Source organism: Pseudomonas sp. 58 R 12 (assembly GCF_900005865.1).
GTDB lineage: Bacteria > Pseudomonadota > Gammaproteobacteria > Pseudomonadales > Pseudomonadaceae > Aquipseudomonas > Aquipseudomonas tritici.
The window spans coordinates 45,681-66,671 of record NZ_CVTP01000008.1; the positions used below are offsets into that span (position 1 = coordinate 45,681).

At 60.3% G+C, this 20,991-nt stretch carries 19 protein-coding genes and 1 pseudogene; 6 read left to right on the forward strand and 14 right to left on the reverse strand.

Going from position 1 to position 20,991, the window contains the following annotated elements:
- Window positions 1–73: 73 nt before the first annotated feature.
- Both BFP95_RS03650 and BFP95_RS03655 read right to left on the reverse strand, forming a co-directional pair.
- Window positions 74–553: a nuclear transport factor 2 family protein gene (locus BFP95_RS03650; protein WP_049708495.1), complete on the reverse strand. Its 480-nt coding sequence runs from the start codon at window positions 551–553 to the stop codon at window positions 74–76.
- Window positions 554–606: 53 nt separating this feature from the next.
- The gene (locus tag BFP95_RS03655; protein WP_065891018.1) at window positions 607–1,170 is read right to left on the reverse strand and encodes a TetR/AcrR family transcriptional regulator; all 564 of its coding nucleotides are present in this window, start codon (window positions 1,168–1,170) and stop codon (window positions 607–609) included.
- Window positions 1,171–1,295: 125 nt separating this feature from the next.
- Between BFP95_RS03655 and pssA the strand changes: the two genes are divergently transcribed.
- The gene (gene pssA / locus BFP95_RS03660; protein ID WP_065873191.1) at window positions 1,296–2,639 is read left to right on the forward strand and encodes a CDP-diacylglycerol--serine O-phosphatidyltransferase; all 1,344 of its coding nucleotides are present in this window, start codon (window positions 1,296–1,298) and stop codon (window positions 2,637–2,639) included.
- A gap of 61 nt (window positions 2,640–2,700) precedes the next feature.
- Here pssA and efeO (BFP95_RS03665) read toward each other — a convergent pair whose 3' ends face one another.
- From efeO (BFP95_RS03665) to efeU, 4 genes are read right to left on the reverse strand one after another with little or no spacing between them, the layout of a single operon-like run.
- The gene (efeO, locus tag BFP95_RS03665) at window positions 2,701–3,519 is read right to left on the reverse strand and encodes an iron uptake system protein EfeO (protein WP_065909295.1); all 819 of its coding nucleotides are present in this window, start codon (window positions 3,517–3,519) and stop codon (window positions 2,701–2,703) included.
- Between the two features lie 27 nt (window positions 3,520–3,546).
- The gene (efeB, locus tag BFP95_RS03670; RefSeq protein WP_065880659.1) at window positions 3,547–4,851 is read right to left on the reverse strand and encodes an iron uptake transporter deferrochelatase/peroxidase subunit; all 1,305 of its coding nucleotides are present in this window, start codon (window positions 4,849–4,851) and stop codon (window positions 3,547–3,549) included.
- 13 nt (window positions 4,852–4,864) lie between these two features.
- Complete coding sequence (gene efeO, locus BFP95_RS03675; RefSeq protein ID WP_065880462.1) at window positions 4,865–6,067, reverse strand: iron uptake system protein EfeO; 1,203 nt, start codon at window positions 6,065–6,067, stop codon at window positions 4,865–4,867.
- Window positions 6,068–6,077: 10 nt separating this feature from the next.
- Window positions 6,078–6,923 (reverse strand): iron uptake transporter permease EfeU, encoded by an 846-nt coding sequence (efeU, locus tag BFP95_RS03680; RefSeq protein WP_065909297.1) that lies wholly within the window; start codon window positions 6,921–6,923, stop codon window positions 6,078–6,080.
- Between the two features lie 169 nt (window positions 6,924–7,092).
- On the opposite strand from efeU, the gene BFP95_RS03685 reads away from it, so the two are divergent.
- Both BFP95_RS03685 and BFP95_RS03690 read left to right on the forward strand, forming a co-directional pair.
- On the forward strand, window positions 7,093–8,109 hold the full coding sequence (locus tag BFP95_RS03685; protein WP_065880463.1) for an AraC family transcriptional regulator: 1,017 nt from the start codon (window positions 7,093–7,095) through the stop codon (window positions 8,107–8,109).
- Window positions 8,110–8,183: 74 nt separating this feature from the next.
- Window positions 8,184–8,720, forward strand: coding sequence for a hypothetical protein (locus BFP95_RS03690; protein WP_139113199.1), 537 nt, complete (start codon window positions 8,184–8,186; stop codon window positions 8,718–8,720).
- Window positions 8,721–8,842: 122 nt separating this feature from the next.
- On the opposite strand, the gene BFP95_RS03695 is transcribed toward BFP95_RS03690, so the two are convergent.
- From BFP95_RS03695 to BFP95_RS03715, 5 genes are all read right to left on the reverse strand, one after another.
- On the reverse strand, window positions 8,843–10,258 hold the full coding sequence (locus BFP95_RS03695; protein WP_065873185.1) for an efflux transporter outer membrane subunit: 1,416 nt from the start codon (window positions 10,256–10,258) through the stop codon (window positions 8,843–8,845).
- Window positions 10,255–13,434, reverse strand: coding sequence for an efflux RND transporter permease subunit (locus tag BFP95_RS03700; protein ID WP_065909299.1), 3,180 nt, complete (start codon window positions 13,432–13,434; stop codon window positions 10,255–10,257). Before BFP95_RS03700 ends, BFP95_RS03695 begins: the two co-directional genes overlap by 4 nt.
- A 15-nt stretch (window positions 13,435–13,449) precedes the next feature.
- On the reverse strand, window positions 13,450–14,688 hold the full coding sequence (gene mexE, locus BFP95_RS03705; RefSeq protein ID WP_065873183.1) for a multidrug efflux RND transporter periplasmic adaptor subunit MexE: 1,239 nt from the start codon (window positions 14,686–14,688) through the stop codon (window positions 13,450–13,452).
- A gap of 262 nt (window positions 14,689–14,950) precedes the next feature.
- The gene (locus BFP95_RS03710) at window positions 14,951–15,475 is read right to left on the reverse strand and encodes a sterol desaturase family protein (RefSeq protein WP_065880466.1); all 525 of its coding nucleotides are present in this window, start codon (window positions 15,473–15,475) and stop codon (window positions 14,951–14,953) included.
- Between the two features lie 121 nt (window positions 15,476–15,596).
- On the reverse strand, window positions 15,597–16,184 hold the full coding sequence (locus BFP95_RS03715) for a TetR family transcriptional regulator (RefSeq protein ID WP_065909303.1): 588 nt from the start codon (window positions 16,182–16,184) through the stop codon (window positions 15,597–15,599).
- A 192-nt stretch (window positions 16,185–16,376) separates the two neighbouring features.
- Between BFP95_RS03715 and BFP95_RS03720 the strand changes: the two genes are divergently transcribed.
- Together BFP95_RS03720 and BFP95_RS03725 are read left to right on the forward strand one after the other, a co-directional pair.
- Entirely contained in the window at window positions 16,377–17,165 is a 789-nt protein-coding gene (locus BFP95_RS03720) for an SDR family NAD(P)-dependent oxidoreductase (RefSeq protein ID WP_065909305.1), read from the forward strand.
- Between the two features lie 29 nt (window positions 17,166–17,194).
- Window positions 17,195–18,196, forward strand: a complete 1,002-nt coding sequence (locus BFP95_RS03725; RefSeq protein WP_065909307.1) for an NADP-dependent oxidoreductase — start codon at window positions 17,195–17,197, stop codon at window positions 18,194–18,196.
- A gap of 9 nt (window positions 18,197–18,205) precedes the next feature.
- Here the strand turns inward: BFP95_RS03725 and BFP95_RS03730 are convergent, their stop codons facing one another.
- Window positions 18,206–19,138, reverse strand: coding sequence for a LysR family transcriptional regulator (locus tag BFP95_RS03730; protein WP_065891013.1), 933 nt, complete (start codon window positions 19,136–19,138; stop codon window positions 18,206–18,208).
- Window positions 19,139–19,255: 117 nt separating this feature from the next.
- Here BFP95_RS03730 and BFP95_RS03735 point away from each other — a divergent pair, with 117 nt between their 5' ends.
- Window positions 19,256–19,651, forward strand: a complete 396-nt coding sequence (locus BFP95_RS03735; RefSeq protein ID WP_065873178.1) for a RidA family protein — start codon at window positions 19,256–19,258, stop codon at window positions 19,649–19,651.
- Between the two features lie 18 nt (window positions 19,652–19,669).
- Here BFP95_RS03735 and BFP95_RS03740 read toward each other — a convergent pair.
- A pseudogene (locus BFP95_RS03740) lies at window positions 19,670–20,128 on the reverse strand (transketolase C-terminal domain-containing protein); the annotation flags it as partial.
- A 147-nt stretch (window positions 20,129–20,275) separates the two neighbouring features.
- The gene (locus BFP95_RS03745) at window positions 20,276–20,857 is read right to left on the reverse strand and encodes a helix-turn-helix domain-containing protein (protein WP_065880471.1); all 582 of its coding nucleotides are present in this window, start codon (window positions 20,855–20,857) and stop codon (window positions 20,276–20,278) included.
- Window positions 20,858–20,991: the final 134 nt, after the last annotated feature.

The following is a 20,991-nucleotide window of genomic DNA, read 5'->3' on the forward strand; positions in this document are numbered from 1 at the left end:
GAGCTGGCTTGCCTGCGATGAAAGCACCTCGGTGTATCAGAGGCACCAAGGCAGGCAAGCCAGTTCCAAAGGGTTACAAGCCCAGGTCGGACAGCCCCGGATGATCATCCGGGCGCCGGCCCAGCGGCCAGTGGAACTTGCGTTCGCTTTCCTTGATCGGCAGGTCGTTGATGCAAGCAAAACGATTGGCCATCAAGCCGTTCTCATCGAATTCCCAGTTCTCGTTGCCATAAGAGCGGAACCAGTTACCCGAATCGTCGTGCCACTCATAGGCATAGCGCACCGCGATGCGGTTATCGGTGAACGCCCACAGCTCCTTGATCAGCCGATAATCCAGCTCCTTGGCCCACTTACGGGTCAGAAAGCCTTTGGCTTCTTCGCGGTTATGCGCGAATTCGGCACGGTTGCGCCACTGCGTGTCCAGGGTGTAGGCCAGGGACACCCGTTGCGGGTCGCGCGAATTCCAGCCGTCCTCGGCCAGGCGCACTTTTTCGATGGCCGACGCGCGGGTAAACGGCGGCAAGGGCGGACGTGTTTCTGCAATTGATGACATCGGGCAATTCCTCAAACAATAGGTTTTATCGAGCGTTGCGCCTGCCAGTGCGTTCAAAGTCCCAATAACGTTTGCGCCATGCATTGCGCATTATCGGCCGCTGTTGAATCGCCCATCACCAGGGCAACGGTAATGGCGCCATCGATCAGGATCAGCAGTTGCGCGGCCTGCCGTTCAGGGTCGGGGGTACCATGTGCCTGACACAGTTCAAGTGCATACTCGAACAGTTTTTGTTTATGCGCCTTGGCCAGCAGGCGCACCGGGTCTTGCGGGTCGCCGGTTTCGCCACTGGTGTTGATAAAGGCGCAGCCACGAAAATCCGCAGTACCGAACCAGGCCTTGAGCGCGCTGAACAGCGCAAGCAGGCGCTCACCTGTGCCTTCGCTGCGCTCCACCTCGTCGCGCAGCCACTGCATCCAGCGCTCATCGCGGCGCTGCAGAGCGGCAATCACCAGTTCGTCTTTATTGGCGAAGTAGCGGTAAATGCTTTTTCTCGAGACACCGGCGGTTTTCACCAGGAAGTCCATGCCGGTGGCGGCGATACCATGGCGGTAGATCAACTTTTCGGTGACGTCGAGGATGATTTCGCGGGTTTCATTACTGATCATGTCGTTCATGTGGCGAACAGTAGAACGATCGTTCTTCTTGGTCAATTAAATTTTTTCCATGCCGCACAGCGAGACCTGAGCACCCCCATGGTGTAAGCTCGGGGCCTCTTCGGATTCGACCCATTGCGAGCCTTATGCCGTCGTTCTTCAAACGCTCCCTGTTGCCCAAACTGCGCGGTTTCCCCCTCACTCCCGACGCCCTTGAGGTGCTGTCCGGCGCCGACGCGTATCGCCGTTGCCTGCTGGAGAAGATTGCCCAGGCCACGCGGCGTATCTACATTGTTGCGCTGTACTTGCAGCAGGACGAGGCGGGGCAGGAGATCTACGATGCGCTGCACGCGGCCAAGGCTGCGCGGCCGGCGTTGGACATCGTGGTGGTGGTCGACTGGCTGCGCGCCCAGCGCGGTTTGATCGGCGCCGGCAAACAGCCAGGCAACAGCGCCTGGTATCAGTCCATGACCCACAGCCACAGCACTGAAGTGCCGGTGTATGGCGTACCGGTGCAAACCCGCGAGTTGTTCGGCGTGCTGCACCTCAAGGGCTTTGTGATCGACGACACGGTGCTGTACAGCGGTGCCAGCCTGAATAACGTGTACCTGCACAAGTTCGACAAGTACCGCTTCGACCGTTACCACCTGATCCACAGCCAGCCGCTCGCCGACTCGATGCAGCACCTGGTGGAACACGGGCTTGTCGCCTCCAAGGCAGTTAATCGCCTGGACCTGCCCAATCCCCCGACCACGCGCAGCTTGCGCAATGATATCGGCGACTTGCGCAGCCGTTTGAAACACGCGACCTACGACACCACGACGGGGCAGTTGCCCAATGGTCACCTGTCGGTCAGCCCGTTACTCGGGGTTGGCAAGAACAACCCGCTGAACCGGGTGATCCTCGAACTGATCGCCAGCGCCCAGCATCAGCTGACCATCTGCACGCCGTACTTCAACCTGCCGCTGCCGGTGACTCGCGAAATCAACCGCGCCCTGGCGCGGGGTGTGAAGGTCGACATCATCGTTGGCGACAAGACCGCCAACGACTTCTACATTCCGCCGAGCGAGCCGTTCAAAGTCATTGCCGCGCTGCCCTACCTCTACGAAATCAGCCTGCGCCGCTTCGCCAAGCGGCATCAGCGCGACATCGACCACGGCCAGTTGAACCTGCACCTGTGGCACGACGGCGACAACACCTACCACCTCAAGGGCATGTGGGTCGACCAGCGCTACACGTTGCTCACCGGCAACAATCTCAACCCGCGAGCGTTCCGCCTCGACTTGGAAAACGCTTTGCTGATCGACGACCCGCAAGGCCAGTGGCTTGAACCACGCCGCACCGAGCTGGCGCAGATTTTCCAGCACACCACGCGTATCGAGCGTTATCAGGACCTGCAAACGCTGCTGGACTACCCGGAGGCGGTCGGCAAATTCCTGCGTCGGGTCAGCCGCGTTCGGATCGAGCGGTTGCTGTACCGCATCCTGTAGAACTGCAGGCGAAAAAAAGACCCAGCCCCTCAACAGGGCTGGGTCTTTTTTTATCCAGCGTTTAGTTCAGGCCCAGCTTGCCACGCAACATGGACAGGTCTTCAGCCAGGGTGTTGACCGGACCCACCAGCGCCTTGCGGTCGCTTTCCTTGACCTTGTCGTAGGTCTCGAAGCCGCCGTCCTTGGTTTTGTACTTGGCCAGGATCTTGTCCACGGTGGCGAAGTTCTTGTCGACTTTGGCCAGGAAGGTTTTGTCTTGCTTCTCGATCTGGCCACGGAACAGGTCGACGATTTTCTTCGCGCCGTCGATGTTGCCCTGGAAGTCGTACAGGTCGGTGTGGCTGTAGCGGTCTTCCTCACCGGATATCTTGGTGGCGGCGACTTCTTCAAGCAGCGCTGCGGCGCCGCCGACGACTTTTTCCGGCGGGAAGGTCAGGTCGTCGACGCGGGTCTTGAGGTCGTTGACGTCGGTGTTGAGTTTGGCCGTGAGGGTTTCCAGGCCCTTGGTGCTGTTCTGCGAGAACAGTGCGTATTCGATGCGGTGGAAGCCGGTGAAATCTTCGGCGGTCACGCCTTTTTCATGGTCATCGACGCGGGAGTCGATGGACGCATCAAGGTCGCTGAACAGCTCGGCAATCGGCTCGATGGACTCATAGTGCACGCGGGTCGGCGCGTAGAGCTTCTTGGCGGTGGCCAGGTCGCCTTTGTTGATGGCGTCGGTGAACGCCTGGGTCTGGGTGACCAGCTCACCGATTTCTTCGGTGACGTAGATCTTGTAGTCCGACACCGGGCCTACCAGGTCCAGCGGCGCGGTAGCGGCAAACGCCGCCAGCGGCGAAAGGGTCAGCAACAACGAAAACGCAATGGTCGACTTCTTCATGGGACGATTTCCGCTCTGGGGGTTGTTTTAGGTAGTGGCAGTGGTTTGAGGGGGCGTTGCAGCCAGCAGCGTGCGCCCGATGAAATCCTTCGGTCCCGTGACCCCTGGCAAGGTGAAGAAGTACCCGCCGCCGACCGGCTTGAGGTACTCCTCCAGGGGCTCGCCGTTGAGCCGGGTTTGTACGCTGATAAAGCCTTTCTCCAGGTCAGCCTGGTAGCAGATGAACAACAGCCCCATGTCCAGCTGACCGTTTTTGTTGACGCCGTTGGAGTAGTTGAACGGCCGGCGCAGGATCAGGTTGGCCTGAGTCTGCGGGGTGCGCGGGTTGGCCAGGCGGATATGGGCATCGAGCTTGGTCAATTTGCCTTCCGGGTCCTTGCTGTAGTCGGGCACCTGGGTTTCTTTGTCGCCGTCCATCGGCGCGCCGGTCGGCTTGATGCGGCCGATGATGCTTTCCTGCTCTTGCAGCGGCGTTCGGTCCCAACGCTCGACGAAGTTGCGGATGATGCGCACGGCCTGATAGCTGCCGTTGGCCGCCCAGGCCGGTTCGTCGCTGCCAGGCTGGACCCACACAATCTGGTCCATGGCCGTGGCGTCGTTGGAATTCGGGTTGGCCGAACCGTCACGGAAACCGAGGAAGTTACGCGCGCTCTGCGCAGGTTCTCCGGGTTTACTCGGTGCCTGCGGCGGTACGCTGCCTTCCTGCTTCCAGCGCACCAGCAGCAGGTCCGGCAGGTTCTTCACGATGTCGCGCAGGGCGTGGATATTGGTGTCGGGCGTGTTGGAGCTGAACTGCAGGCTCAGGTCGCCGTGGCACTGCGCCGGTTCCAGCGCGTCGTTGGGGAAACCGACCATGCGGCTCAGGCGCTTGGGCTTGACTGCCGTGAGGCCGAAGCGCTCGTCGAACAGTGACTCACCGACAGACACGGTGATGGTGAGGTTGTCCGGCGTCACCACCGGGCCGAGGATGCCGGAGTCGGTGGGCGGCAGTTTCGGATCGACTTGCGGCACGGTGCCGCCGGTCATCAGAAAAGCGATGCGTTCATTCAACGTGCGGAACAGGCGTTCCAAGTCTTCACGGTCGCTGGCCAGTACATCGAACGCCACCAGCATGCCGCAGGCCGGGCGTGGAGTGACGATGCCAGTTTGGTGCTTGCCAAAAAAATCGTGGTGGTCCTGGGTTTTGTCACTGCGGGGTGCCGTGGTGACTTGTTCCGCTGCGGCGGCCATGGCCGGGCAGCTCAATGTGCTACCGGCAATCGCGGCGCCGGTGGCGGCCATGCCCAGCAGGACACGGCGGCGCTGAAGGTCAAACTGTTCTGAATTACTCATGTGGCGGTCGTCTTCACTGCAGGCCGGAAAGGCCAAGGGCGGGGTCGATTCCATCGAGTGCAACGGCCAGAGCCTTGGCCTTGTCGGCGATCTGCTTGCGCTGATCGGCGGTCACGCTGTCGTAGCGGCGGTACTGGCCGTCGACTTTCAAACCATTGAGTTCGCTGTCGAAGGCCGCGAGGGCGCTGTCGACGTTTGGTAACAGGTCGGCGGCGGACTTGGTCAGCAGCGGGCGCATCAGCTCGACAACCTTGTGGGCGACTTCCAAGTTAGCGGCAAAACCATTCAGGTCGACGTGGCTGTAGCGCTCTTCTTCACCGCTGATGGCGCGCACATCGGCCAGGCTATTGAGGTTGCGCACCACGATGCTCACCAGTTGCTCCGGCGGCAGGGACTGGGCCAGCAGTTGTTGCTTCAATGTCGTGACGTCGGTTACCAGGCGCTGCGCAATCGGCGCCAGGCCTTCGAGGCTGCGTTGTTGGAATAGGCTGTATTCGACGCGGTGGAAGCCGCTGAAGGCTGGGTCCTGTTCGCGTTTCTCGAAGTAGTCGGCGCGGGCGTTGATCGCGTTGTCCAACTCCGCCAGGCGTTGCGACGCCGGGGCCAGTCGCTGGTAAGCCTCGCGCGCCGGTAGGTAAAGCGCTTGGGCTTGCGCCAGGTCACCCGCGTCGATTGCTTGCTGCAAGGCGGTCACGGCCTTGACCAATGCGCTGCCTTGGCTGCTCAAGTACACGCGGAATTCCGACAGCGGGCCAATAAACGCGACCATCGACGGCTTGGCCTTGGCCTGTGCGTCGGACTCGGCGGTGGGCGTCACATGCAAGGTGCCACGTGGATTGCTCAGCAGGCCGCAGGTGATTGCATAGTCGCCGGGCAACAGGTTGGCGTTGATCACCTGGCTGAGGCCGGGGGCGATGTTTTCCCGTTCTTCGACCACCAGCACGCCGTCGAGGATTTCCCATTCCACCGCACGCTCGGAGCGGTTGATGATGCGGAAGCTCGCGCGGCCGGCCGGTACCGTCAGTTCATTCGGTTCGCAGGCATGGCCGTGGATCGTCACGGCAATTTCATTGTGGTTGGCCTGGCGCTTGCTGGCCGCCAGTTGCGAGGCGTAATAGAACAGGCCACCGGCGGCGATCATCACGACCACCGAGCCTGCCACGGCCCAACGCAGGGCGCGGGGTGGCAGAGCCGGTTGAGGAGTTGGGTTGGACAAGAGGCGGTCCTTAGTGGGTGGAAACGGAAGAAGGCGTGGTGGCAGGCTTGGGCGGTGCGGCGGGCAGGAAGAACATCACCAGCGCCACCACCAGGTAAATCAGGTAAGCACCGAGGGTGCTGACGGTGGGCGCTTCCTGATAGCCGAACATGCCGGCCAGTACCGAACCCAGCGGGCTGTCCATTGGCAGCGCGGCGCTGAAGTCGAACAGCACGGTTTGCAGGTGGTTCCACACGCCCGCTTCGTGCAGGGCTTGCACCGAGTTGGCGAGGATGCCGGCGGCGACGACAAGGATAACCAGGCCGGTCCAGCGGAAAAACGCGCCGAGGTTCAGGCGCATGCTGCCGGTGTAAATCAGGAAACCGACGATGATCGCCAGGACCAGGCCAAGCAGGGCACCAATCGGCGCGCCCGGGCCTTCACTCTGCTGGAACACCGCCAGCAGGAAGAACACAGTTTCCAGGCCTTCACGGGCCACCGCGAAAAACACCATCAGGATCAGCGCGGTCACCTGGTGTTTGGAACCGGCCAACGCATGATCAAGGGAGGCGTGCAGGGAATGCTTGATGGACCGCGCCACTTTGCGCATCCAGAACACCATCGAACTGAGGATGCCCACGGCGACCAGGCCGACGATGCCCTCGAACAGTTCCTGCTGCTTTTGCGGGAACTCCGCGCTGACCAACTCAAGGCCGCCACCGACCAGCAGGGCCAGCGCAGCGGCGAGGAATACGCCGATCCAGACAGCCGGCATCCACTGACCACGGCCAGTCTGTTGCAGGTAGCTGGCGATGATGCCAACGATCAATGCGGCTTCAATGCCTTCGCGCAGCATGATGAGAAAGGGAACGAGCATTCGGCACCGCGGGGTGAACTAGATAGGAAGCTAAGTTGTAACATAATGATACTCATTGCTAAACAACAATTCTTGACGTTTGCTGAACAGGGACTGAACGGTGGTGGCAAATCGCGACCCACCTTATGATGCACGCCACTATTGTGTGCAGCCGGATGCCCGATCGCTCATGTCGGAAAAAGACACCATCTCCCTCCACCTCGTGCGCGAAGCCTTGTTGCAGAGCTGCGCACCCGGTGAAGCCGCCGTCGAAGTGTTGAACAAAGCCGGTATCGCCCCGGCACTGTTGGACCAGCCCGATGCGCGCGTCTCGGCCACGACCTATGCGCGTCTATGGCGCCTGCTGGCGCGGCGTATGGACGATGAGTTCTTCGGCATGGACCCGCGCAAGCTCAGGTCTGGCAGCCTGGCCTTCCTTTGCCGCGCTTCCATGGCGCAACCCACCCTCGGCGCAAGCCTGGAAACCGGCCTGGGGTTTCTGTCACTGATGCTGGAGCGAATGCCGGCCCAACTGGTGCGTCAACAAAGTCTGGCGGAGATCGTGCTGCTGGAACCGGAGCCCGAACCCAACAGGGCCTTCACCTACTTTACGTATTGGATGATTGTGCACGGCGTAGCCTGTTGGCTGGCCGGACGGCGGATTCCGATCCTGGCCATTGAGCTGCGCTGCCCAAAACCGGATTTCTGCGCTGACTATCAGGTGATGTTCTCCGACAACCTGCGTTTCGACCGGCCGCGCACCCGCATGATCTTCTCCGCCGACTGCCTCGACGTGCCGATCAAGCGCAGCCCGGAAGAACTCAAGCGCTTCCTGGCCCACGCGCCGGCCAATATCCTGGTCAAGTACCGCGACCCCGATAGCCTCGCTACTCGCATCAAACACGACTTGCGCCAAATGCCCCCCGACACCTGGCCGGAAACCGAAGGCCTCGCCACGAGCCTGTGCATCTCGGCCTCAACCTTGCGCCGTCGCCTGGCGGAAGAGGGGCAGACTTATCAGGGGCTCAAGGACAGTGTGCGCAAGGAGTTGGCGATTGTGTGGTTGGCGGAGCCACAGATCAGCTTTGCTGAAATTGCCGAGCGACTCGGATTTGCGGACACCAGCTCCTTCTATAAGGCATTTCGTAAGTGGGCGGGGTCGAATCCGGGGCATTACCGCAGTCTGATTCTCAACGAAAACCGTTGATCCCTGGCGCCAACCCCCTTCGCTTTACGCGCCTGCCGTAGTAGTTTGCGCCGGTACATTCAAGGAGAGTGATCGTGCGAAAGTCATTGGCTATGTTGCTGTGCTGGGCGCTTTTCCCGCTGACCGCCTGGTCGGCGTTGGGCATTGGTGATTTCACCCTGGGTATGTCACGTCAGCAGGTCCTTGACACGCTCAAGCCCTACTTTGCGCAGGTAAACAGGGAATACAACTTGAGCTATTCAGTTCCAATGCCTTACTACAGGGCGCTAGAGCCCAACCATCCTTACAGCTTGGGCGATGTTCCGATCTATGTCGTGGGTGCCTATTTTGATGATGCTGACCGTCTCAAACAGTTGAGCATCTCGTTTAATACCACTGACGTTGAGCGCGTCAAACGGCAGGTTCCCTTGATGCAGAAGGCGCAATTGGTACCCGACACCGATGGCCGTCATGAGGTGTTTCTCACGGACGGCGAGTTGATCTATCGCGTGTCCAATGTGTTTGATTGGACCACCGTCGAGATTGCGGACAAAGCTACCTCAGCCTTGAACATCGAAACACGTGCGCACTATGACAAGATCGACAGGGCACGAAGGGCGAAATCCAAGTGACGTGATCGTCGCGCCCGTCCCGCTCAGTGAACTCGGGTTTCAGGCAAAAAAAAGCCCCGTGACCGAATGGACCACGGGGCTAAAAATTGGCTGGATGCGACCAACCAAAGGAGCTCTTTACTTCACTTGGCGGTGGCGACAACCGTGTCCGGCTTCCAACCACCCCCCAGCGCCTTGTAGATCGCCACAATCCCGCGATACAAGTCGACTTCGGCCTGCGCCTGGGAGTCTTCAGCGGCCAGACGCTCACGTTGCGCGTCGAGCAGCACCAGGAAGTCCACGGTGCCTTCGCGGTAGCGGATCGCAGCCAGGTCGGCGGCGGCGCGGCTGGATTCGCTTTGGCGGATCAGTGAGACCAGGCGTTGCTGACGCTTGCCGTAGTCACTGAAGGCGTTCTCGGATTCTTCCAACGCCAGCAACACTTGTTGCTCGTAGCTTGCCAGCGCGCCATCAGCCTCGGCATCCGCGCCGCGCAAACGGGCGCGTACGCTGCCCAGGTCAAAGGCGGCCCAGGTGATGTTCGGGCCAAGGGCCCAGGCATTCGCGGCGGACGAGCCGATCTGCGAACCACGCCCGGCGGTAAAGCCGAGGAAGCCGCTGAGGCTGACCCGTGGGAACAAATCGGCCTTGGCCACACCGATACGCGCAGTGGCGGCGGCCAGTTTGCGTTCGGCGCTGAGGATGTCCGGGCGACGTTGCAGCAGTTGCCCCGGGTCGCCAATCGGCAATGCCTTGGCAATCGCTGGCAGGTCTTTAGGACCAAGGTCTACGGTGAGCTTGTCGGGCCGCTGGCCGAGGAGGGTGGCGATGCGGTTGCGCTCGCGCACTTGCTCGGCCTGGAGTTGCGGCACGCTGGCTTCAACCGCCGCGAGGCGTGCGTCGGCACGTTCCACATCCAACTGATCACCCACGCCGGCATCGCGCAGGCTTTCGGTGATGGTGCGCGATTCCTGCTGGTTCTTCAGGTTGTCCAGGGCAATGCGTTCACGCAGTTGCGCGCCGCGCAGTTGACCGTAGGCATCCACTAGTTCGGCAATCATGGTGACTTGCAGTTGGTACAAGTCAGCCTCGGCGGCCTGCTGGTCGGCGTCGGTGGCTTCCAGGTTGCGCTGGATGCGGCCGAACAGGTCCAGCTCCCAGGCCATGTCCAGGCCCAGGTCGTAACGCTCGGTCTTGACGCGGCTAGTGGTCTGGCCCGGAATCTGGCCTTTGCCCTGGTCACTGCTGACGCGGCTGGTGATGGTCGGCATCGCGTCATTGCTGGCGTCATCGCGGATGGCGCGGGCGGCCCGCAGACGGGCAAAGGCGACGCGCAAATCACGGTTGCCCTGCAGCGACTGAGTCACCAACTGGTTGAGGGTCGGGTCCTCGAACTGTTGCCACCAGATGCCTTCGAACTTGGCGTGGTCATATTTCTTGGCATCGGCGGCGGCCATCACATTGGCCGCCTCCGGGGTCTGGGTTTTGTAGTCCGGGCCTACGGCACAGGCGCTCAGCGCCAGTACCAGCAAGCTCGGCAAGAATACTTTCACACTCATTGCTGTGTCTCCAGCTTCAAGGCCTTGGCCGCTTTGCGCGCTTCCTGGCGCTCCACATAGCGACGGATCAGTACGTAGAACACTGGCGTCAGCAACAGACCGAAGAAGGTCACACCGATCATCCCGGAGAACACCGCCACGCCCATTGCGTGACGCATCTCGGCACCTGCACCGCTGGACAACACCAGTGGCACCACACCCATGATGAAAGCGAACGAGGTCATCAGGATCGGCCGCAGACGCAGGCGGCAGGCTTCCAGCACCGCAGCGAGCGGGTCGAGGCCTTCTGCCTGTTTATCCTTGGCGAACTCGACGATCAGAATCGCGTTCTTACACGCCAGGCCTACCAATACGATCAGGCCGATCTGGGTGAAGATGTTGTTGTCGCCACCCGAGATGATCACCCCGGTAATGGCCGACAGCAGCGTCATTGGTACGATCAGGATCACCGCCAGCGGCAGGCTCCAGCTTTCGTATTGAGCGGCGAGTACCAGGAACGCCAGCAGCACGCAGAGCGGGAACACGAACAGTGCGGTGTTGCCCGAAAGGATTTGCTGATAAGTCAGGTCGGTCCACTCATAGGTCATGCCGTTGGGCAGTTCGTCTTTCAGCAGTTTTTCAATCGCAGCTTCTGCCTGGCCCGAGCTGTAGCCCGGTGCAGCGTTGCCGTTGATTTCAGCCGTGATAAAGCCGTTGTAGTGCATCACGCGGTCCGGGCCCGAGGTGTCGCTTACCTTGATGAAGGTCGCCAACGGGATCATCTCGCCTTTGTTGTTGCGCACTTTCAGCTGGCCGATCTGGTCTTCATCCAGGCGGAACTGTTGTTCAGCCTGCACGTTGACCTGGTAGGTGCGACCGAAGCGGTTGAAGTCGTTGGCATACAACGAACCCAGGTAGATCTGCAGGGTGTCGAAGATGTCGCTGATCGCCACGCCGTGGGTCTTGGCCTTTTCACGGTCGATAGCCGCATCGACCTGGGGCACGTTGACCGTGTAGCTGGTGAACAGGCCGAACAGCTCCGGCGTGGTGCGGCTCTTGGTGATGATGTTCTGCACTTCTTTGTACAGCTCGTCGTAACCCAGGTTGCCACGGTCTTCGATCTGCAGGCGGAAGCCACCAATCGTACCCAGGCCCTGTACCGGCGGCGGTGGGAAGATCGCCATGTAGGCTTCCTGGATGTCGCTGTATTTACCGTTCAACGCGCCGGCAATCGCACCGGCGGACATGCTCGGGTCTTTACGTTCGTCGAACGGTTTCAAGGTCACGAACACGATGCCGCTGTTCGGGCTGTTGGTGAAACCGTTGATCGACAGGCCCGGGAAGGCCACGGCGGCCTCCACACCCGGTTGTTTCAGCGCGATGTCAGACATGCGCTTGATCACGTCTTCAGTGCGGTCCAGGCTCGCGGCGTCCGGCAATTGGGCGAAGGCCACCAAGTATTGCTTGTCCTGGGCCGGTACGAAACCGGTCGGGGTGTGGGCAAAACCGAACCAGGTCAGCACCATCAAGCCGGCATACAGGAACAGCGCGATACCGCTACCGCGAATCACCCGGCGTACGGTGCCGACGTAGCCGTGGCTGGCTTTGTCAAAGAAGCGGTTGAACGGTTTGAACAACCAGCCGCCGAACAGCTTGTCGAGAACCTTCGAGAAACGATCCTTTGGCGCGTCATGGCTGCGCAGCAACACGGCGGCCAGGGCTGGGGACAAGGTCAGCGAGTTGAAGGCCGAGATCACCGTCGAGATCGCAATGGTCAAGGCGAACTGTTTATAGAACTGCCCGGTCAAGCCGCTGATGAATGCCGCCGGAATGAACACCGCACACAGCACCAACGCGGTGGCAACAATCGGGCCGGTCACTTCGCTCATGGCTTTTTCAGTCGCCGCAAACGGTTCCAGGCCAAGCTCAATGTTGCGCTCGACGTTTTCCACCACCACGATGGCGTCGTCCACCACGATACCGATGGCCAATACCAGGCCGAACAGCGACAACGCGTTGAGCGAGAAGCCAAACAGGTGCATTACCGCAAACGTACCGATCAACGATACCGGCACCGCCACCAAAGGAATGATCGACGCGCGCCAGGTCTGCAGGAACAGGATCACTACCAAGACAACCAGGATCAGCGCTTCGAACAGGGTGTGCACCACCGCTTCGATGGAGCCGCGCACAAAGATGGTCGGGTCATAGACGATGCTGTAGTCCATCCCTTGCGGGAAGCTCTTTTTCAGCTCGTCCATTTTGCCGCGCACTTCGTTGGAAATCTCGATGGCGTTGGAGCCAGGGCGCTGGAAGATCGGGATCGCCACGGCCGGTTGGTTGTTGAGCAACGAGCGCAGGGCGTATTGGCTGGAGCCCAGCTCAATCCGTGCGATGTCTTTGAGGCGGGTGATTTCACCGTCGTCGCCTGAGCGAATCACGATGTTTTCGAACTCTTCCTCAGTCACCAGGCGACCTTGGGTGTTCACCGACAACTGGAAGGCGGTGGCAGTCGGCGCGGGTTGCGCACCCAGGGCACCGGCAGCCACTTGACGGTTCTGCTCACGGATCGCGGTCACCACATCGGTGGCGGTCAGGTTGCGCGAAGCGGTCTTGTTCGGGTCCAGCCACACACGCAGGGAGTAATCGCCCATGCCGAACAGTTGCACGTCACCCACACCGCCCAGACGCGCCAGCTCATCCTTCACATTGAGCAACGCGTAGTTGGACAGGTAGAGCATGTCGTAGCGCTGATCCGGGGAGGTCAAGTGCACCACCATGGTCAGGTCGGGGGAGGCCTTGTCCACGGTAATACCGATGCGCGTCACTTCCTCAGGCAGTTTCGGCTGAGTCCGCGTCACACGGTTTTGCACTTGCACCTGCGCGTTGTCCAGGTCGGTGCCCAGGGCGAAGGTGATGGTCAGGGTCAGCTTGCCGTCGGCGGTCGACTGCGAGGACATGTACAGCATGTTCTCGACGCCGGTGATCGCCTGCTCCAGCGGAGCGGCGACGGTTTCACCGATGACCTTGGGGTTGGCGCCCGGGAAGTTGGCGCGGACCACCACAGTCGGCGGCACCACTTCCGGGTATTCGCTGATCGGCAATTGGAACAGCGAGATCGCACCGGCGATCAGGATCAACAGCGAGAGCACTGCTGCGAAGATCGGCCGCGAAATGAAGAACTTGGAAAAATTCATCTTGAGTCGTATCCCTTAACCGCGTGGAGTCGCGCTGGCAAGTTTGGGCGCGGCTTTATCCGGCGCCACTTGTTCCAGGTTGCTGGCTTCAAGCGCTTGTCGTTGTTTGGCCAAGGCGGCGAGGGTTTCCTGGCTGGCCATCGGAATGGTTTCCGGGGCCACCGGCGACCCTGGGCGCACGCGCTGCAGGCCCTTGACGATAATGGTGTCGTCCTTGTTCAGGCCGCTGCGCACGATGCGCAAACCTTCGATCTTCGGCCCCAGTTCCACCGAGCGATAGGCCGGCTTGTCGCCTTCCATCACCAGCACGAATTTCTTGCCCAGGTCGGTGCCGACGGCTTCGTCAGTGATCAACACGGCAGAGTAGGTGCCGCTGCCGACCAGTTTCAGGCGTGCATACAGGCCGGGGGTGTATTCGCCTTTGCTGTTATCGAACACAGCGCGACCCCGGATGGTGCCGGTGGCCGGGTTGACCTGGTTGTCGACGAAGTTCATCTGGCCCAAGTGCGGGTTGCCGGTTTCGTTGGACAGGCCCAGGTACACCGGCGTGGTTGCACCACGGCGGCCTTGGCGAGCCAGCTCGGTGTACTTGAGGAACACGCGCTCATCGGCGTCGAAGTAGGCGTAGACCTTGTCGGTGGAGACCACACTGGTCAGCGCGGTGGTGTCAGCGGTCACCAGGTTGCCGGCAGTGATTTCGGCACGGCTGACGCGGCCGCTGATCGGCGAGGTCACACGGGTAAAGCTCAGGTTCAGCTTGGCCAGGTCCAACTGCGCCTGGATCCCGGCGACGGCCGCGCGGGCTTCCTGGGCAGCGGTGGTGCGCGAGTCGGCCAGTTCGGCGGAAATCGCATTACTCTGGCGCAGGCGCTCGCCACGTTGCGCTTCGTTATCGCTGCGGGTGGCGGCGGCGCGGGTTTGTTGCAACTGGGCTTCAAGGCGGCGCACTTCAGCCTGGAACGGACGCGGGTCGATCTGGAACAGCAGGTCGCCTTTCTTGACCAAAGCGCCTTCGGTGAAAGCGACTTGGTCAATCTGGCCAGAGACCCGTGGACGAATCTGCACGGTTTCTGGGGCTTCCAGGCGACCGGTGAATTCATCCCACTCGTTGACTGGTTGTTCCAGCACCTTCGCCACGCTGACTTTGGCAGCAGGCATGGCGGCCGCTTGTTCCGGGGTCTTGCCGCACGCGCTCATCACCACTACGGCCAAAATCGCCAAGGGGAAGCGCAAATGTTTGAGTGACTGTTCCATGAGGTGCATCCGCCAATGTATTTGAGATGGGCGGATCATGCGCGGCGATGTGCTATGTCACGAATCGAATGAAGCAAAGGTAACTATCATTCGGAATGATATAAGCGCGAGTTTAGCCCTCTAGCATGGGGCTTTCGTTAGGGAGCTATCAATGGCCGTGATAGCAAAGGTCTTTTACGGGAGCTGCAAGGAAGGTTGCCACTAAGCGGATGACGTTGTGTGTCACTGCACATTGACGGCATGACCCTGAATGGCTACCCGGCTAGCGTGCCCGGGCGACCTCAGCCCGAATGTAAGTACGAAACACATGGTCCCACAGCGGCGAAGACACGCCGAAGTTCTTCTCGATACCCTGGCGATGGTGCAGATCATGATTGGCCACGAGCCCTGGAATAAAGGCATAGGCCCAGTGCTGCGGGCGGTGCATCACGTAGTGCACCGAGATGTAATAGAGGTAGCCCACCACGGCGCCGATAAAGGCCGACGTCAGCTCGGTGTACCAGGCGAACAGCAGTAGCGCGGCAAAGGTCGAGCTGGTTTTCCAGCTGGACACACCGATAAAGGCGAGCACATCGACATGGTGGGTCCAATGCTCGCGGCGGTACAGCGAGTGGAATAGGAAGCGGTGTGCCGAGTACTCCACCAGCGTCCATACCAACAGGCCCACGAGCGCCACGCCGAGGTCAAAGGGAGCGAGGCAGAGGGCGAGGATGACGAAGAGGGGGACGGTGAAAAAGTCGAGGTAATAAGCGACTGAAGACATCAGCCATTTATTTGAAGCAGCCATGTGCAGAATATCCCTGTAGTGCCCGATGGTCGGGGGCGCGATTCTGGGTGATCGCGCCGTCGCCGACAACTGTTTCACACGGCACTGCGACACACGTCTCAGGCTGCGGTTGCTGTGACGTTCAGTCAATCAATTCACGGGTGTCATCTGGCGTCAACGACGCGAAGATTGCTTCGCGACAAACCTGCAGAATCTCATCAGCCAGCGGCGAGTCGTCAGGGCAGGCGCGCGACATGACGATGGCGCCCAATGCATGCGCCATTGTGGCGAGGCGCTTTGCCCGAGCCTCGGCAGAGTCCGCACTGTCGGACTTGCCTCGTAACGCTGCTAATTGAGCCTCGATGCCAGCAGCAAATGTGGCCCGCACGTCGTCCTCTTTTTTGCGCGCCGCATCCCCGCACAACGCCGCCATCGTGCAGCCGGTGGCGCGGTTGTCGCGATGCTCACGAGAGAGATACACCTTCAAGAATTCGGACGCTGAACCCTCAGCCGTCAATGCGGTGGACTGCATCAAGCCGCAAGTGGCCGATTCTGCCATCAGATCGGCTTTGGACCGGAAGTGCTTGTAAAAGCCTCCCTGGGTAAAGCCCGCCGCCGCCATCAGATCGGCAATACCGACGCCGTCATAACCGCGCTCGCGAAAAAGCGCGGAGGCGGTTTCAACGATGTGCGCCCGGTTGGCCTGTGCTTGCTGTTTAGTGACCTTCATCGAATACCCAACAACGTTTTGTTCAAGTGTGAGTGCTTCATCATACATTGATGTTGATCGACATCAAACCGTTGACATTTTAGATTATGGCCGTAATCATAAGTGCGTTCCAACAGCAGAATCCTTGAATCTGCGGCTGAAGCTCACACCGTTTCAGCCCGTGCCAAAAACCCTTATGAAGGAATTCATCGCATGACAACGCCTGCTACTGTGCTGATCACTGGCGCCTCCTCCGGGATTGGCGCCACCTACGCCGAACGCTTTGCTCGTCGTGGCCACGACCTGGTGCTTGTTGCACGTGACAAGGCACGCCTTGAGACCCTGGCCGAACGTCTACGTAAAGACACCGGCGTGGCGGTCGACGTGCTGCAAGCCGACCTGACCCGTAGCGCTGATCTCACCGCCGTCGAAACCCGCCTGCGCGTCGACTCCCGTATCGGCATTCTGATCAACAATGCCGGCCTGGCTCAGTCCGGCAGTATGGTCCAGCAAAGCACCGAGGCGATCGAAGGGCTTATCTCACTGAACATCACCGCGGTGACACGCCTTGCAGCAGCAGTCGCGCCACGCTTCGCGCAGGCCGGTACAGGCTCGATCGTCAATCTTGGATCAGTGGTGGGGTTCGCACCCGAGTTCGGCATGACGATTTATGGCGCCACCAAGGCTTACGTGCTGTTCCTGTCCCAAGGCCTGAACGTGGAGTTGTCGCCCAAAGGCGTGTATGTGCAGGCCGTGCTGCCAGCGGCAACCCGCACCGAAATCTGGGAGCGCGCCGGGATCGACCTCAACACGCTTTCCGACGTCATGGATGTTGAAGAGCTGGTAGACGCTGCATTGGTCGGCTTTGACCGTCGCGAGCTCGTCACTATTCCGCCACTGCACGCGGCGGGTCGTTGGGATGCGCTGGATCAGGCGCGCCAAGGGTTGTTGAGCGACATTCGCCAAGCCCATGCCGCCGAGCGTTATCAAGCGCAAGCCTGATATCCATCCCTCTACGGAATCACAGCACCATGAAAGCGCTCACCTTCAAACGCTATGGTAAATCTCCAGGCATCGAATTTGCCCAAGTGCCTCGTCCAGTGTTGAAACCCAACGAAATGCTGGTCGAAGTGCATGCCGCAGCCGTTAACCCGGTCGACAACATGATCACCGCAGGGGTGTTCAAGCCGGTCTTGAAGTTCCAATTGCCGGCCGTCATGGGCAGCGACCTGGCCGGCGTGGTGGCCGAGGTGGGGAGCAATGTGACCCGCTTCAAGGTGGGCGATGCCGTGTTTGCCAATGTGTTCGACCTGGGCACCGGGTCAATCGCTGAATATGTGGCGGTGCCCGAGGCTGTCGCTGCGCCAAAGCCTGCCAACCTGGACTTTGTGCAAGCCGCTTCGATTCCGATGGTCGGGCTCACCTCGTGGCAAGCCCTGAAAGAGCGCGCCGATCTGCAACCCGGCCAGAAAGTCTTCATTCCTGCGGGTTCCGGCGGCATTGGGACGTTTGCGATCCAGCTGGCCAAGTACCTCGGTGCCAAGGTGGCAACCAACACCAGTACCGCCAATGTCCAGATGGTCGGCATCCTGGGCGCCGATGAGGTGATCGATTACAAGCAGCAAGCGTTCGAGAACGTGCTGCACGGCTATGACCTGGTGCTCGGTACGATCAGAGGAGATGCCATCGAGAAGGCCGTCGAGATCCTCAAGCCTGGCGGCAAGATCATTTCCCTCGTCGGGCCGTTGGATAAAGCGTTTGCTCGCGCTCGTGGGTTGAATGTCTTCCTCGAGTTCGTCTTCGGGCTGATGAGTCGCAAGATCGTGCGGCTGGCGAGAAAAAACGGCGTGGCGTATTCCTTCCTGTTTGCGCGTCCTGAAGGCGCCCAACTGACTGAAATTGGCAAGCTGCTTGAGTCGGGCCAAATCCAGCCGGTGATCGACAAGGTGTTTGCGTTCGAGCAGGCCAAGGAAGCGCTCGACTATCTGGCACAAGGCCGTGCCAAAGGCAAAGTGGTGATCAAGATCAAATGAAACGGAACATCATCTGCCGGGCGAGGGCGGGGCAATCTGCGGTACATGCTCTGCCATCAACTCCATCACCCAGTCCATGAACACCCGTAACTTGCGGCTTACATGGCGGTTCGGCGTGTAGGCGATATGCAGCGGCATCGGCGCGATGGTCCAGTCTTCGAACAGCCGGACCAGTTCGCCATTCGCCACGGGTTGCATCGCCATGTAGTGCGGCAGCCATAGCACGCCCAGCCCGGCCTGGCCGGCGGCCAGGTAGGCATTGCCATCGTCGACTGTCAGCGCGTGCCGGCCGTGCACTACCACGGTTTCTTCTGTGCGTCGCAGCGTGTAGGGCAGCGCCTTGCCGGTACGCGCCTGGCGATAACCGACGACACGGTGCGTACCTTCCTGCAATTCTCGCGGGTGAGCGGGCGTGCCATGCAGTGCCAGGTAACCGGGCGCCGCGTACACGCCCAGCGGCAAGTCCGCGATGTGCCGTGCCACTAGCGAAATATCGGTGATTTCTCCACCGCGAATCACGCAATCAACGCTGTCATCGATCAGGCTGATATTCCGGTCGCTTACGCCCAGGTCCAGCTGGATATCCGGGTAGTGCTCATGAAACGCCGGCAAGGCCGGGATCAGGATCAAACGGGCCAGTGGGCTGGGCACGTCGACCCGCAGGCGTCCGCGCGGCGCGGCTGCGGCCCCGGACAGCGCGGTGTCGGCATCATCCAGGGCGGCCAGCAGTAATTGCACCCGCTCGTAGTAGGCGAGGCCATCAGCGGTGACTTTTACCGTGCGTGTGGTGCGGTTGAGCAGCTTCACGCGCAAGCGCGCTTCCAATTGTTGGATCAACTGGGTGACGGTGGTTTTACTCATGTGCAAGGTGCGGGCGGCGCGGGTGAAGCTGCCTGTCTCTACCACTCGCGCAAAGGCTTGCATGGCGTCGAAACGGTCCATGGACGCTCCAGATTGTTTGGGAATCGCAAACAGTGATGGCCAGCATTGCTGGTTTATCCGCCCTGGGCAAGCGCCCTACAGTGTTGATGTCGCTGACCAACCACTGGAGTTTTGCTGATGAACACTCGAGACGCAGTATTTCCCGCCGCACGCCAGGACCTTTACGAGCGCAATCGTTACTCGGCTGCGGTGCGCAGTAATGGCCTGCTGTTTGTTTCAGGACAAGTCGGCAGCCGTGAAGACGGATCGCCCGAACCGGAGCTCAAGGCTCAGGTTCACCGTGCCTTCAACAATCTCAATGCCGTATTGGCTGCTGCCGGTTGCACCTTTGATGATGTGCAGGACGTGACCGTCTTCATGGTCGATCCGCAAAAAATCTTCGAAGACGTATGGGAAGTGGTACCGCATTACTGGGGGCAAGCGCCTTTTCCAACGATCACGGCGGTCGGCGTGACCTGGCTGTATGGTTTTGATTTCGAGATCAAGGTCGTTGCGCGGTTGCCGCAGGCCTGAAGCTGCGGCCGATAGCCCTTATAGCCAGTCCTTGATCTGCGCGCACACCGCCTGGATAGAAATACCGTAGCGATCGTGCAACGTCGGGAGTGCGCCGGCATCGAGAAACGCATCCGGCAGAGCGATTTGCCGGAAGGTCGGCGTCACCCCGTTGCGCAACAGCACGGTCGCCACGGCTTCGCCCAAGCCGCCGATAATGGAGTGGTTTTCCGCCGTCACGACCAGGCGCCCCGACTTTCTGGCCTCGGCCAGAATAGTCTGCTCATCCAGAGGCTTGATGGTCGGTACGTGCAACACCGCGACATCCACGCCTTCCGCCTGGAGTTCCTTGGCCGCTTCCAGTGCGCGCATGGTCATCAGCCCGGTGGAAATGATCAGGACATCGTTGCCCGTGCGCAGGGTCTTGGCTTTGCCAATCTCGAATTTATAGCCGTATTCGTCGAGCACCAACGGTACGTTGCCACGCAGCAAGCGCATCGCACTCGAGCTTTCCCAGGGTCAGGCGTTTCCTGGAGTGGATGGAGGGAGAACTCGGGCACAGTTTCGTGTTTTAGCCCGCAGGTTTATCCGCCGACAGCGCACCGGTTAGGCCGCGCTCGGAGGCCGCTGAAGCCTTTCGCACCCTCAGGGATGTTCTATCACCATCACCGCAGTGGTGTCCGCCTCGAGTGCTTCGAACACGTGAGGCACATTCGCCAGGTAGCTGATGTAGTCGCCAGCATTCAGCAACACAGGTCCCGTCGCCGGGCCGACATGGGCACTGCCGCTGCACAGCACCACGTGCTCTACGGTGCCCTGTGGGTGGGGCTGAGACCGCCGAACTTCGCCGGGTTGCACGTTGAGCCGGTAGATATCGCGCTGCACGCCCGCCGGGCAATCAGCGAGCAGTGTCGCTGCATAATGGGCAGTCTCGGCATAGGCCGTCATGCCCTCATTGGCGCGAATTATCCTCAGTGCCTGCTGGGGTTGTTCGAAGAACCGGGTGACTTGCAAGCCCATTGCAATCGCCAGTGACCACAAGGTTTCGATGCTGGGATTACCGATGCCTGACTCCAGCTGAGACAACGTCGACTTTGCCACCCCGGCGCGCTTCGCCAGCTCGGTCAAGGAAAGCCCGGCGGCCAGGCGCTCGCGTTTGATTGAAAGGGCCAGTAACTCAATTCGGCTGGCGTTATTCCTCAACGTTTCGTTCGTTTTGCTGTTCATTTGTTCTGCATATCATCCTGAAATGGGTTGACGCTTACCCGTGCGCTGTTCAGTATAACGGCCATTAATTCATTATAAAGTTCTATTTTTGAGCCAGGCCCGCGAATGGCGGGTCAGGGTGCGGCAATGCCAAC

Coding starts and splice junctions, on each gene's coding strand:
- BFP95_RS03650 (WP_049708495.1), bottom strand. CDS start 553: ATGTCATCAATTGCAGAAACACGTCCGCCCTTGCCGCCGTTTACCCGC.
- BFP95_RS03655 (WP_065891018.1), bottom strand. CDS start 1,170: ATGAACGACATGATCAGTAATGAAACCCGCGAAATCATCCTCGACGTC.
- pssA (WP_065873191.1), top strand. CDS start 1,296: ATGCCGTCGTTCTTCAAACGCTCCCTGTTGCCCAAACTGCGCGGTTTC.
- efeO (WP_065909295.1), bottom strand. CDS start 3,519: ATGAAGAAGTCGACCATTGCGTTTTCGTTGTTGCTGACCCTTTCGCCG.
- efeB (WP_065880659.1), bottom strand. CDS start 4,851: ATGAGTAATTCAGAACAGTTTGACCTTCAGCGCCGCCGTGTCCTGCTG.
- efeU (WP_065909297.1), bottom strand. CDS start 6,923: ATGCTCGTTCCCTTTCTCATCATGCTGCGCGAAGGCATTGAAGCCGCA.
- BFP95_RS03685 (WP_065880463.1), top strand. CDS start 7,093: ATGTCGGAAAAAGACACCATCTCCCTCCACCTCGTGCGCGAAGCCTTG.
- BFP95_RS03695 (WP_065873185.1), bottom strand. CDS start 10,258: ATGAGTGTGAAAGTATTCTTGCCGAGCTTGCTGGTACTGGCGCTGAGC.
- BFP95_RS03700 (WP_065909299.1), bottom strand. CDS start 13,434: ATGAATTTTTCCAAGTTCTTCATTTCGCGGCCGATCTTCGCAGCAGTG.
- mexE (WP_065873183.1), bottom strand. CDS start 14,688: ATGGAACAGTCACTCAAACATTTGCGCTTCCCCTTGGCGATTTTGGCC.
- BFP95_RS03710 (WP_065880466.1), bottom strand. CDS start 15,475: ATGGCTGCTTCAAATAAATGGCTGATGTCTTCAGTCGCTTATTACCTC.
- BFP95_RS03715 (WP_065909303.1), bottom strand. CDS start 16,184: ATGAAGGTCACTAAACAGCAAGCACAGGCCAACCGGGCGCACATCGTT.
- BFP95_RS03720 (WP_065909305.1), top strand. CDS start 16,377: ATGACAACGCCTGCTACTGTGCTGATCACTGGCGCCTCCTCCGGGATT.
- BFP95_RS03725 (WP_065909307.1), top strand. CDS start 17,195: ATGAAAGCGCTCACCTTCAAACGCTATGGTAAATCTCCAGGCATCGAA.
- BFP95_RS03730 (WP_065891013.1), bottom strand. CDS start 19,138: ATGGACCGTTTCGACGCCATGCAAGCCTTTGCGCGAGTGGTAGAGACA.
- BFP95_RS03735 (WP_065873178.1), top strand. CDS start 19,256: ATGAACACTCGAGACGCAGTATTTCCCGCCGCACGCCAGGACCTTTAC.
- BFP95_RS03745 (WP_065880471.1), bottom strand. CDS start 20,857: ATGAACAGCAAAACGAACGAAACGTTGAGGAATAACGCCAGCCGAATT.